Here is a 12209-nt window from a genome sequence, read left to right on the forward strand (position 1 = left end):
AACGTCATGCGCCGGTCATCCGTCTGATTGGATCGCGGAGTCAAACCGGCGGGTTGCAGTGCGACGCTGGAAGCGTCAGCCTGAAGACAGCCCCGAGTGCCCGATTTAAATGAACCCACGGATGGCAGAGCGAACCCACGGATGAAAAGCAGCCTGGGATCCGTGGGTACGCGCTGCCATCCGTGGGTGTGATCCATTGCTGTGGTACCGGAGATCGTCTGTTCGATCGATCCAGGGAAGCCGATTACCAGACGGTCCATGGCTCTCTCGCATGACATCTACCGATAGACGCTGACCTACGACCTTGGCGTCGCCGAATTCGCCAACGGCAAGGTGGATTGGGCGAGCCGACGGAAACGGGTGTTGTTGGTTAACGGCAGGGCGCCAGCCCTCCGATCGTTCAAGTTGGTTTCCAGCCAAGAGCGGACTCCCTCCATGGGGCTGCGGTTGCCTGCAACTAGCTCCATCGCCTATCCTCTTGGGTTGATGCGGATCGAGTGTAGTCGCAGCGACGAGCTTTCGGATTCACAGAAAAGATCCAACGGACAAGAACCAACAGACAGGGAACGCAACGCATGGGTGGTTGGTACGTCTTGGGAATCATCATCGTTTCCCTGTTATTGCTCTCCGCGCTGGCAGTTTTCCTGCCCCGTTTGTTCGTTCGCGCGATCTTCCGGCCGATGTTGGCGCTGTTTTATCGCAAACGTGTGATCGGTCTGGAAAACCTGCCGGCGTCGGGCGGCTATCTGATCGTCAGCAATCACGTGTCGTGGATCGATGGCATCGTGATCTTGTGGATGATGCCCCGCAACGTCCGATTTGTCGTCGACGGCTCCAATTTCGGTTCGGCATTTGCCAAGTGGATTGCCGCCGCCTTTGACACGATCTTGATGGTCGCCAATCCGAAATCGATCATGCGGGCGCTCAAGGCGGCACGCGAGGCTCTCAAGGACGGCGACGTGGTGGGGCTGTTCCCCGAAGGCACGATCACCCGGACCGGGCAGTTGCAAGCGTTTAAACCGGGCATGGGCAAGATTCTGCAGGGGCACGACGCGCCCGTGGTTCCCGTTTACCTGGACGGCATGTGGGGCAGCATCTTCAGCTACAGCGGCGGAAAATTTTTCTTCAAGTGGCCCGACAAGTTTCGCCGTCGATTGACGCTTTATATCGGCAAACCGCTCCCCAACGACACGCCGATTGAACTGGTCCGTTCGCAAGTCCATCAGCTGAACGCCAAGGCACAAACCGACCATCGGCATGAGTTCCCGATCCTGGCCGGCGAAGTGATCCGGGCCTGGCGACATCGTGGAAAGCGGCTTCAAATCGCCGATTCGATGGGGACCGAACTGGGCGGCCGCGAAGCGCTGACGCGGGCCTTCGCATTGCGACGTGTCCTGCGCCGCGAGGTTCTTGCCAAACACGAATCAAACGTCGGTGTCTTCCTGCCGCCCAGCGCCGGCGCGGTGATCGTCAACGTCGCCCTGGCCTTGGACCGCCGTGTCTCGGCAAACCTGAATTACACCGTTTCCAGCCCCGTCATCAATCATTGCATTGAAGAAATCGGTATTCAGCATGTCCTGACCAGCGAACGATTCCTCAGCAAAATCAATATCGAGATCGATTCGGAGATTGTAACGGCCGAATCGCTCAAGCAAAAAGTCACCGCGGCAGACAAAGCGATCGCGTTTGTCCAGGCCAACTTGATTCCGGCCGCGTTGCTGCGGCGGATGCTGGGTCTGCACCGTGTCAAAAGCGATGACCTGATGACCGTGATCTTTACCAGCGGTTCGACCGGCATGCCCAAGGGCGTGATGCTCAGCCAGGCCAATATCAGCCACAACGTTGACGCGATCAAGAAAGCCATTCGCCTCAATGACGAAGATGTCGTGCTGGGCATCCTGCCGTTCTTCCACTCGTTCGGGTACAGCGTCACGCTGTGGGCGACCCAGGTCCTGGGACCGTGCGGCGTTTACCATTTCAACCCGCTCGACTCGCGGCAGATCGGCAAACTGGCCGAAAAGTACGGTGCGACGGTCTTGCTCGCCACGCCGACGTTTTTGCGGAGCTACATCCGCCGGATCAAACCGGAACAATTCAAGACCCTGGACACCTGCATCGTCGGCGCCGAAAAGATGCCGGCCGACCTGTTCGATTCCTTCGAACAGACCTTCGGCCTGCGTCCGGTCGAAGGCTACGGGACGACGGAACTGAGCCCCCTGGTTTCGGTCAACATCCCGCCGAGTCGTTCTCCGGCCGCCTACCAGCTTGATCGCATCGAAGGTTCCGTCGGCCGCCCCCTGCCGGGTGTCTGCGCGAAAGTGATCTCCCAGGACTCCGGCGACGAACAACCCGCGGGCACCGACGGCATGCTGATGATCGCCGGTCCCAACGTGATGACCGGATACGCCGGCCAAAAGGAGCTGACCGAAAAAGCGATTCAGTCGGGCTGGTACAACACCGGTGATATCGCCAACATCGACGACCAAGGCTTCATCCACATCACCGGGCGACTCAGCCGGTTCTCCAAAATCGGCGGCGAAATGGTCCCGCACCTGAAAGTCGAAGAGGAGATCGCCAAGTCGATCGCCAAGTCACCGTCGAGCGAATCGTGTGTCAACGGAGCCGCAAACGACAATGGAGCTGACGATGAAAACGCAGTGACGCTCTGTGTCACCGCCGTCCCCGACAGCAAGAAGGGCGAACGCCTGATCGTGCTGCACCGTCGCTTGAACAAAGACACGGACCAGATTTTGGCCGACCTCAAAACCGCCGGACTGCCCAATCTGTTCATCCCGTCGCGGGATGCGTTTTACGAAGTCGAACAAATCCCCTTGCTCGGCACCGGAAAACTGGACCTCAAGGGCGCCAAAGACCTGGCGCTGCAACTGGCGACTGGGAAATCGAGTGATTGACCGGAGGGCTCGCGCCCAATACCGCTAACACGAAGACACGCCGCTGAATGGCATTGGGCTGGCGCCGATGCCTCACTTCAACTGCCACTCGGTCGTATCCGGCGCGGCACCTCGTTGATTCACCTCCTTGACTGATCGGACCAGCTGAATCGGCAACTGAACAAGCCCGGCAACGATCAACGCGGCGTAGGTGAACAGCAGAAACTGTCCAGGGGTGACGATGGATTGCGGAATCCAAAATAACGCCGCCGTGGCGATCCCGATCAAACTCAACAGCGTCTTGAACTCGGTCGGCCCGAATCGGGACAGCGTAAACTCGCCCACCAACTTTGCCTTGATGTTGGTCAGCACGGCGATCGCGAACAGACACACGACCGCCACGATCGCCAAATCCAATCGTCCGCAGGCGACGCCGATTCCGATCAAATAGTAGGCAAAGGAAAGCGGATCGGTGAAATGATCCAACAACTCACCGCCGTTGCGACACTGGCCGGTCCGCCGAGCGTGCGTGCCGTCGACACAGTCGGCCAGATGGTTGCCGACGATTCCCGCCGCACCAATGATGCCGGCCCACCAGTAGGTCGTTGAAAACGCGAGCCCGACGGCGCCGAGGATCGCCGACACGTGCCCCATCAAGACGATTCCCTCCGGCGGAAACCCGCTGGGGATTCCCAGGTGAGGGTACAGCGATTGCAACTTCGGTGAAATGATTGGGTCGATCAGGCTATGGGAAACGCGTGCCGACATCTTCTGGGCCTTCGCTTGGAGAGTCAAAATACGCCGCCGACTTCGGCGGGCCAAGGCAAAAGAGCCCCGATCGGCCCGAAGACTGCGCCCTGTTTCGCGACCGAGACGTCGCACTGGCCCCCACGGGACCACTTTTCGCACGTACGACGGCCCTTCCGGGCCGTCGCCAGCAGGGCTCGCCCCGACGACCGAGAAAGCACGTCGCACAACCGTCCCCACGTACGACGGCCCTTCCGGGCCGTCGCCAGGAGGGCTCGCCCCGACGACCGAGCAAGGACGTCGTACCGCGACCTGCTGACCACATCACACTCAATCAACCAGATCGTTGACCGTTGTCGCATTTCGCGTCTTCCTTAACCTGGACGCCCCCTCCACAGCGTCCCACCTGAGGTTCTTCCCCCACCAGACTTGCTCGGGGTCTATCTGGCACCAAAAGTCGGGTAGGCAATTTAGACGCAAACCGGAGCATCGCGGATCGATGACGAGTCACACAATGCGATGAACGGATCGACCTCCGTTCACAAAATGAGAGTTGGTCTGACCGTGCTGGTCGCCACCTGTTTGATCGCGATCATCGGGTACGTCCTGGCGGGATGGTCGTACATCGATTCGCTTTACATGGTGGTCATCACAATCTTTGGGGTGGGCTACGGAGAGGTGAATCCGGTCGAGGACCCTCGGCTGAAATTGTTTACGTTGGCGGTCATCATTTCGGGGTGCAGCTCCGCCATTTATGTCCTCGGCGGATTCGTCCAAATGATCGCCGAAGGAGAAATCCAACGAGCCCTGGGAGCCAGACGCATGTGCCAAGAAATCAAGTCGTTGTCAGGGCACGCGATCGTTTGCGGCTATGGCCGGGTCGGCCGCAACCTGATCCATGAACTCGCCCATCTGGGTGTGAAATTTGTCGTGATCGATCGCGATACCGAACGGCTGGCCGCAGCCGAACGAAAGGGGACCTTGGTGATCGCCGGCGACGCGTCTCAAGAGGAGATCCTTCAACAAGCCGGAATCGAACGCGCCTCAGTGCTGGCGACCGTCTTGCCGGACGATGCCAACAACGTGTTCGTGACGCTGACGGCGCGAGAGCTGCGCGAGAACATCCAGATCATCGCCCGCTGCGAATGCCCGTCGACCGAACGAAAACTGATTCGCAGCGGGGCCAACGGCGTGGTGTCGCCGACGATGATAGGAGCGACCCGCATCGCTCACCAAATCGCCTGCCCGACGGTCGAGTCGATCGTGGAAAACAAGCACGCCTTCAGTCGGGTCAACCAAGACCTTGAGGTGTTCGGCTTGCGGATGATCGAAATCGACATCCACGAGGAATCGATCTTCGTCGGGGCAACCATCCACGACCTGGAAACCAGTGGCGACGGGGCGACGGTCGTGGTTGCCGTCAAACGCGCCGGCGGCGAAGTCATCAAGAACCCGAAAATGTGCGACGAAATCCGCGGCAAGGACAAGCTCGTCATGCTCTCGCACAAAGAAGACTGGTCGCCGGTCAGCGACGACGTCATCTGCCCTTCAACCAACCTTGCCATGCCGATGGTCCCCCTGGCCATCTGAAAAAGTGGCGTAAGCTTCCAGCTTGCGATTCCCCTTGGCGGTCTAATAAAGTGGCGTAAGCTTCCAGCTTGCGATCCCCGCAGCGCGAGCTGCAAACGCACCTCACTGACTCTTCCTGAATATCAGGATTGATCAACCGGAAATCGCCCTATTCAACCAGCGGTCGATCACTGGGATAGGCTTCCGGCCTGTCATGCCAGAAACCCCAGCTTGGCAACCTCTCTCCGCCCCATCGGTGACCCTCCACACCGTTTTTACAATTCGTTGTAAAACGTTCAACACACGACAAGGCGGCCTCGCGAGTTTCACGACCGGCATCAGGGCCTCGGTCTCATGCCGCGACCGCGCAAATCCAGGCCTCTGGTCGATCATGCGATTTCATCGCGCCGCGGTGTTTCACGCGGTCGGCCCTGTCGTCCTGGGTCGGCACCGATCTTGCACTGTTTGCCTGCTAGAAACTACCAACCGTTCAGTCTTCCGGGTTTCAGTGCCCCTATTCATCGATGGTCCCATGTCGCGCCCCCTCCTCAAAATCGTTTTCGCAGCCACTTGCTTCGTTTTCTTCGATCACGGCGTCAGCCTCGCCCAATCCGGGTCCGCCATGACCCGCTTGCGGCCGATCGGATCGGCCAGCGCCGTGGACCGTTTTCAGAATCAGCAAACGGCCTCGGCAGCGACCAACGTTTCGATGCGAGCGGCCGCGTCCCGGCCCACGGCCGTCCGCAATGAGACCGCCTATTGGCAGCAGCAACAGGCGGTACCGAGTGCCCCGGCGTCGGTCCGGCAGGCGGCGGTCAACCCGTCTCCCGTCCGGCAAACGGTCTGGATGCAATCCGGGTTCGATGCACCGCCGCTGGCGGACTCGGGGATGTCATTACCGGGCGAGGCTCCCAACGCGGGATTGCCACAACCGGGGGCGAGCACCGCGATCCCGAACTCGACTCCGTTTCCCGAGGCCGCTGCTCCGCCGCGCGCCTTGCCGTCCCCGAGCAACTCCTACGCGCCCTCGCCGTCGGACCTGGACCAAATCCCGCAACCCTCCTTGGAAACCAACGCGTTTGCCAGGACCGACAACTGTCGCCTGATCACGCCACCGAGCACCTACATGGCGGCCAGCGCCTTTGCCGGCGGCTGCGGGCAAGTCATCCCGACGTCCTACTCGTCGTCGGTCTGCGGCCCGATCACCCAAGCGCCCCTGGCCGGTGCCCCCGGCACGCTACCGGCGGAGATCCCATCGACGGCGACGATACCGCCCACGTCGGTGTTTCCCCCCGCGGCCGCCCAGCCGCTGGGCTACCCCACCTCGGCCGCCCCCGCCCGTTCGCTGATCACGTTGGGCCAACAAAACTACATGGTCCAAGTCGGCCAAGGATTGTGGGGGCAACCGGTCGCCTACGTCCCCGGCCAGGGGCTGCGTAATTGGATCCGTTACATCTTCCCTTAAACCGAGGACCGACTGTCGCGAAAACCTCAACGCGAAGCCCACACACGGCTTGCACAGTCCGGCGTCACTGGATAATCTACCGGCCCCTGGAAAAGTGAACCTCGGCTGACCGAGACCACTCTTCACAGAGAACCAAGCGGATGTGGCGGAACTGGCAGACGCGCTAGATTCAGGTTCTAGTCCTCGATAAGGGGGTGGAGGTTCAAATCCTCTCATCCGCACTGGATTTTAAAGGGTTTCAGCGAATAATACGCTGAGCCCTTTTTTTATGGGCTCCCAGAAACGCGACCAAAACGCGACCAGCGTTGCGGTTGCATGTCTTTTGCATGGGAGTCAATTCAATGGCCGGTCTTGAAGTCCGCAATGGTCGCTACAACCTCATCCTGCGCTTCGGTGGCAAGCGGTTTGTCCGGTCGCTAAAGACGACCGATGAAGACGTCGCGCTCGCAAAGAAGCTGCGTGTCGAAGAAAACATCAAACTTGTCGAATCGGGTCGGTTGACCATCCCCGAAGGCTCGGACGTTGTCACGTTCCTGCTCTCCGACGGCAAGCTGAACCACAAGCCGGTGCCAACCTCGTCGCTGACCATCCCTCAGCTCTTCGCCGCCTTTTGGCACGCTATGCCCGATGGCAACCTCGAGGCCGGGACTGTCAAGATGATTAAGATCCACCAGCGGCACCTGGAACGTGTTCTCGGGAAACGCCAAGTCGCACAAGGTCTCTCCTCGTCAGACCTTCAGGCGTACGTCACCAAACGCTCGAAAACGAAAACGCGTCAAGGCGGCACAGTTGGAGGAGCGACAATCAAGAAAGAAATCGTCACGCTGAACTCGGTCTGGAAATGGGCGGTAAGTGCTGGAAAGCTCCACGGTCACTTGCCCAAGAATGATCTCCGTTATCCAAAATCAAACGAGCTTCCGGTTTTCCAAACCTGGGACGAAATCGAGCGGCAGATTGCCTCCGGTGCTTCCGACGAACTGTGGGACGCACTGTACCTGGATCTCGGCCAAATCAAGGAACTCCTGTCGTTTGTCGAAACGAATGCGGCCCACCCATTCCTCTACCCGATGTTTGCATTCGCTGCCTACACGGGGGCACGTCGCTCGGAGTTGCTCCGCTCCGAATTGTCGGACATCGACTTGAAGGGAAACGTGGCGACGATTCGCGAAAAGAAGCGAGTCAAGGGACGAATAAGCACGCGACGGGTGCCAATCTCAAAGCCTTTGGCGAAAATCCTTGAATCTTGGATTGCGAATCATCCGGGAAGCCCATTCACATTTTCCCATCCGGAACCGATTCCGGGGTCAACGCGGAAAGAGCGTGTCGATGACCAGCCTTTGACTGCCAGCCAAGCGTCCCATCACTTTGAAAATACTTTGAAGCACGGCAAGTGGAAAGTCATCAAAGGCTGGCACTGTCTGCGGCACAGCTTCATCAGCAATTGTGCGAGCAAAGGCATCGACCAACGCATGATTGACGAGTGGGTGGGGCATACCACGGAATCAATGCGGCGACGATACAGACACCTGTTCCCGTCCAGCCAGAAGCAAGCGATGGACACGCTTTTCGAATAACAGGTTTAGAGCGGCTCCAGACTAGCTGACTGGCAGCCGTAGTTAGACTGATAATTCGCTGCCCAGTTGTTCGGAAATCGAAATCTTAGTCTTGTGAACCTATCTGTTAAAACAGCACACCTTGCCGCAGCCGGTTTGCTGCAATTTCGCAATTCCGTTCACTGATCTCGATGCCGATCGCGTGACATCCGACTTCTTTCGCGGCTCGAAGCGACGTTCCACTTCCCATGAACGGGTCGAGAATCAAGTCACCTGGCTTGGAAAACATGGCGGCAAGCTGCTTTACCAAGCTGAGCGGCTTCTGCGTCCGATGTACAGCGCGATGTTCGCGGTAACAACTCCAAACGGCTCGGCGTCCACCCCCGTTCCACCGCATCCTGCCGTTTTCGGTGTGAAGAATTGCGATAGCCTCCCATCCCATTGCAGGACGGTCGCCGCTGATTTGCGGAGTACCGTTGGGCTTGTCCCAAATTCCAAACCGAACGAAACGAAGTCCAATCGGTGGACATGTCTCCAAGTACGACATGTGTCTCCAATCAACGAATGAGATCAACCATCCCTGAAGATTCGTCGCACATAGGGAGAATACTTCAGCAATTTCGCCCTCCGTCATCGAAGCAAAGCCGATAAACGGTCTCGAACGTTCGTTCAAACGGTTCGTTCGCGCTCCAGCGTGGGTTCGTTCAGAGAATGGTGGGTCGGTCAGAACCAACTTGACCTGACATCGAGATAACGATGGAATGACGTCCCTACAATCCCCGTGATAGATCGAAATTCCTGCTTCGCTGTAGTACGGTTCCATCAGGTCGAAAAGTGGCTGGAAGGATCTTGATGTGCACCTACGCGGCGCGACCACCAGAGCGGCCGAGCTTTCACTTCAGAGACGAGCGGCTTTCCGCATCGTGGGCAGGAAACGCTTTTTGTCCTCGCAAAGCACTTTGCGTCGCATCGAAAACAGACGAAGTAGTAGGGTGCAGGACGATCGTTGGTTTTTGTTTCAGACATTTCGACCACCAAGGGGCAGCAGACCCTCGCTTTTGATCCGCATCAGCTCGTTGTGCGCAATCATCCACTCTCGGCTGCGACCTCGTCCGGTCGCTCGCTTCTCAGCGTGGATACGACCTGCTCGCGCCCACTCCCGTACGGTGTACTCGGTCTTGCCTAGTAACTCGGCGAGGTCAGCAGTCGAGTAGTACTCTTGCGGTGGAGCGACGTTGACGCGTTCGAGCACAGCGTTCAATTGTTTTTCAATACTCGCCATCCGCCGCAGCAACTCAAGAGCAACCGTAGCTGACATTTCAGGACTCTGATCCAACATGCTTCACTCCCGAAATGGTGTCGTTGTTCATGCAATCACACGCCCCGCGACCGCTTCCGACGCGATGACAGCCGAGTTTTCCTGAACTGACTAGCGTATAAACAGTCGCTACCGAGACTTGCAGATAGCTCGCGGCCTGCTTCACCGTATATAGATCAGACTTGCGGTCCTGTTCGTTGCTGTTCATCAGATTGACTCCGTGCTACTGGAAGTCGAATCTGTTCTTTGTCGAGTTTGAAATGCCTGCAAGACGCCACGAAACCGCAATGCTACTCCACTGAGGGAATAGCCCTGTTCGACGAGCTGCTTTTCGACCGCTTGGCGCAACTCTTGTTCGGCTTCAATTGTCATGCCACCCGCCACGAGGTCGTTCACGATGCTCTTGACTTGTTCCTTGGTGGCACTTGGCTTTCCATTGCTTCTTCGCTTCTTTCCTTTTCCCGTCGGCGTTCCTTCCAAAGCAGCCAAGGCAGCGTTGACCCGTTTCAGTCCATTTTCCTTTTCGCGTGCTGTCGCTTGCACCGCTTCGAGCTCTGAGCTAAGTCTTTGCTTTTCTTGCTTGAGACTTTTGACAACCTCAATCAATGAACCTTCGACAACTTCGGTTTGCGGCATCGTTCAACTCCTCGCGCTTCTCGACTTAGCCTGTCTTCGAAATTCAAACAGGTATCAGCTACCTGGTCTATTGCAATTGAAGCCTCCAAGTTCCTAAAGAGAAGGCTCTTTTCAATGTCTACGTCGGTATACGGTGTCTACTTCGTATACAGCGGCGCAACTGCCAAAAGAGTTTGGTTCCCAAGGCGCTTTGTGAGAAACTACGCGGATGGAACCACTTGATATCCATGCACAGAAAAAAAGGTTGACACTTGAACTTGACCAGGGAATCTATGACTACCTGAACCAGGCGATCGTTCTTTCTCGTCTGAGCGGAACGAGGTCACTCCCCCAGCATCTGCCATTTATCATCGAGTCGCAGCTTCATGATGGATCACTTGAGAGTGTCAAACTTGGAATTCAACGTGTTCGCCGTCACGTTCAGTGGCGTCACGAGATTGTTGCAGAACTAATGCAAATCTTGCTCGTTGCACTTACGAATGACGTCGACGCCGAAATCATGGAAATGATCGACACGCACCTTCCCGGTTGCGAATCTCGCATTCCTAGCAGTGCTGAAGTCTTGCCATGTTTTTCACTTGAGCCACGAGGACGCGCTCCGCGTCCAAACGCTTTAGTTCCGGTCCAGGACACAGCGTTTCACGAGGTAACCATCGAAATCGACGGAATCACCTTTGGCCTTATTTCGATTGAGGCCAGGAAGATGAATTTCTCGGCTGAAGAGCTTGCGTTGCATTTACTCCACAACTTTCGAGACGAGAGTGCGATCCGTGAGCAATGCAAAGAGCTAAGTCGCGTAGAATCTGACCTGCGCAGGCTTCACATGGGCATCAGAAACCTTGTTTTCGCGGTCGTGCTGAAACAGGCTCCGGCGTCCGAGCATCAGGAGTTAGAACAACGTTTTCGCGGACTCATCCGGGAATGGGGACAAAAACGTTGCAAATAGCTACAATACATGAGCCGCGACAATCGCAGGCGTACTCAATAGCTAGTGGCGTTTGACGCCACACGATGCCCCTCGATCTTCAACCCAGGCGATACCTTGTCTCCTCAAAAAGACCTCTTCGCTTTCGAGGATGAACCAACTGTCATCCACGAGTTCGCAATCGGCGACAACGCGAAGTTTAAACTGCTTGAGAACACACATGTCGACTACGACGATGGATCTGCAACCATCTCCTACAAGATCGAATCGTACCTGCGCGAAAACGCAAAGCTAGATTTTGCGGATACCCCAATTCGCGATACGACGCTCCATGTCGATTTTAAAGAGGTCGCAATCGCAGAAAAGGCCCGAGAGCTCTTCTCGGAAAGAAACGAGGTTACGATTGACGTCGATCAACTGGAAGAGCACCGAGAGATGAAGCGAGATTTTCCAAAAGAGTTCAAGGACGACCTCACTGCCGCGAAGGCTTGGGTTCTCAACAATCGATTTCCTGTTGAGAAACGAATGAGAGAGCTGGAGCAGAAGCTGGAAAAGGAAACTCTCGCCGAACGCCAGCAAGAAAGCGAGGGCATCCGCATCCGGAAGCCAAAGCTGTAATACTTAGAGACTCGCATACTCGACATTTCACGGAACCATGAGCAATCGACTCGTCCATTCGCGAATCACAGCGGATCTTGAAAAACAGTTCTCTGCGCAATGCAGGGCCGAGGGAACCAACAAGAGCCAGAAGATACAGCAGTTGATCAAAGCATCACTTGATGGTGTTCCGGAATCTGGCTCCCCCGAGCCCGCACCGCTCGAAGAAGGGATGTCCCAAGTTCTTGATTCACTTGATGAGCTCAAACGAGGAATGAGAAACCTCTACAACGAGCAGCTAAAGCTCGAGGAGACTCAGAACTCAATGAGGAGCGACTTTCAGCGCGAAGTGTGGGCGATCTTCAGCTTGCTTTTCCAGAACCATCAGTCGCTTCTTCCAGACCAATCAAAAGACATTGACGTCAGCGAAGTAGCAAAGCTCTTTTGGGAAGCGTTCGAGCAAGCAAAGGGCAAGGCACCCAATGCCGAGCAGTAGGCTAGGGCCAAC

12 protein-coding genes and 1 tRNA gene are annotated in these 12209 nt (G+C 56.9%); 8 read left to right on the top strand and 5 right to left on the bottom strand.

What is annotated here, in order from left to right; translation table 11 throughout:
• The first annotated feature begins 575 nt into the window (after positions 1-575).
• On the top strand, positions 576-2912 hold the full coding sequence (locus Enr13x_RS17355; RefSeq protein WP_145388129.1) for an AMP-binding protein: 2337 nt from the start codon (positions 576-578) through the stop codon (positions 2910-2912).
• Positions 2913-2984: 72 nt separating this feature from the next.
• On the opposite strand, the gene Enr13x_RS17360 is transcribed toward Enr13x_RS17355, so the two are convergent.
• The gene (locus tag Enr13x_RS17360; protein WP_145388131.1) at positions 2985-3659 is read right to left on the bottom strand and encodes a CDP-alcohol phosphatidyltransferase family protein; all 675 of its coding nucleotides are present in this window, start codon (positions 3657-3659) and stop codon (positions 2985-2987) included.
• A 498-nt stretch (positions 3660-4157) separates the two neighbouring features.
• Between Enr13x_RS17360 and Enr13x_RS17365 the strand changes: the two genes are divergently transcribed.
• From Enr13x_RS17365 to Enr13x_RS17380, 4 genes are all read left to right on the top strand, one after another.
• A complete protein-coding gene (locus Enr13x_RS17365; RefSeq protein WP_145388133.1) occupies positions 4158-5228 on the top strand; it encodes a potassium channel family protein in 1071 nt (356 codons plus the stop codon).
• Positions 5229-5739: 511 nt separating this feature from the next.
• On the top strand, positions 5740-6672 hold the full coding sequence (locus Enr13x_RS17370; RefSeq protein WP_145388135.1) for a hypothetical protein: 933 nt from the start codon (positions 5740-5742) through the stop codon (positions 6670-6672).
• 136 nt (positions 6673-6808) lie between these two features.
• Positions 6809-6893: transfer RNA gene (locus Enr13x_RS17375), tRNA-Leu, on the top strand.
• Positions 6894-7013: 120 nt separating this feature from the next.
• Complete coding sequence (locus Enr13x_RS17380; protein ID WP_197456094.1) at positions 7014-8246, top strand: tyrosine-type recombinase/integrase; 1233 nt, start codon at positions 7014-7016, stop codon at positions 8244-8246.
• Positions 8247-8352: 106 nt separating this feature from the next.
• Here Enr13x_RS17380 and Enr13x_RS39550 read toward each other — a convergent pair whose 3' ends face one another.
• The 4 genes from Enr13x_RS39550 to Enr13x_RS17400 all read right to left on the bottom strand — a co-directional run bounded on the left by Enr13x_RS39550 (position 8353) and on the right by Enr13x_RS17400 (position 10179).
• Complete coding sequence (locus tag Enr13x_RS39550; RefSeq protein ID WP_145388138.1) at positions 8353-9048, bottom strand: DNA-methyltransferase; 696 nt, start codon at positions 9046-9048, stop codon at positions 8353-8355.
• Between the two features lie 195 nt (positions 9049-9243).
• Positions 9244-9564: a helix-turn-helix domain-containing protein gene (locus tag Enr13x_RS17390; protein ID WP_231744352.1), complete on the bottom strand. Its 321-nt coding sequence runs from the start codon at positions 9562-9564 to the stop codon at positions 9244-9246.
• A complete protein-coding gene (locus Enr13x_RS17395) occupies positions 9545-9751 on the bottom strand; it encodes a helix-turn-helix domain-containing protein (RefSeq protein WP_145388140.1) in 207 nt (68 codons plus the stop codon). The genes Enr13x_RS17390 and Enr13x_RS17395 overlap by 20 nt, the downstream gene beginning before the upstream one ends.
• Positions 9751-10179: a hypothetical protein gene (locus tag Enr13x_RS17400; RefSeq protein ID WP_145388142.1), complete on the bottom strand. Its 429-nt coding sequence runs from the start codon at positions 10177-10179 to the stop codon at positions 9751-9753. The genes Enr13x_RS17395 and Enr13x_RS17400 overlap by 1 nt, the downstream gene beginning before the upstream one ends.
• 208 nt (positions 10180-10387) lie before the next feature.
• Here Enr13x_RS17400 and Enr13x_RS17405 point away from each other — a divergent pair, with 208 nt between their 5' ends.
• The 3 genes from Enr13x_RS17405 to Enr13x_RS17415 all read left to right on the top strand — a co-directional run bounded on the left by Enr13x_RS17405 (position 10388) and on the right by Enr13x_RS17415 (position 12197).
• Entirely contained in the window at positions 10388-11125 is a 738-nt protein-coding gene (locus Enr13x_RS17405; RefSeq protein WP_145388144.1) for a hypothetical protein, read from the top strand.
• A gap of 96 nt (positions 11126-11221) precedes the next feature.
• On the top strand, positions 11222-11722 hold the full coding sequence (locus tag Enr13x_RS17410) for a hypothetical protein (protein WP_145388146.1): 501 nt from the start codon (positions 11222-11224) through the stop codon (positions 11720-11722).
• Positions 11723-11759: 37 nt separating this feature from the next.
• Positions 11760-12197, top strand: a complete 438-nt coding sequence (locus tag Enr13x_RS17415) for a hypothetical protein (protein ID WP_145388148.1) — start codon at positions 11760-11762, stop codon at positions 12195-12197.
• The last annotated feature ends 12 nt before the right edge of the window (positions 12198-12209 follow it).

The sequence above is a fragment of the Stieleria neptunia genome (assembly GCF_007754155.1).
Taxonomy (GTDB): Bacteria; Planctomycetota; Planctomycetia; order Pirellulales; family Pirellulaceae; genus Stieleria; species Stieleria neptunia.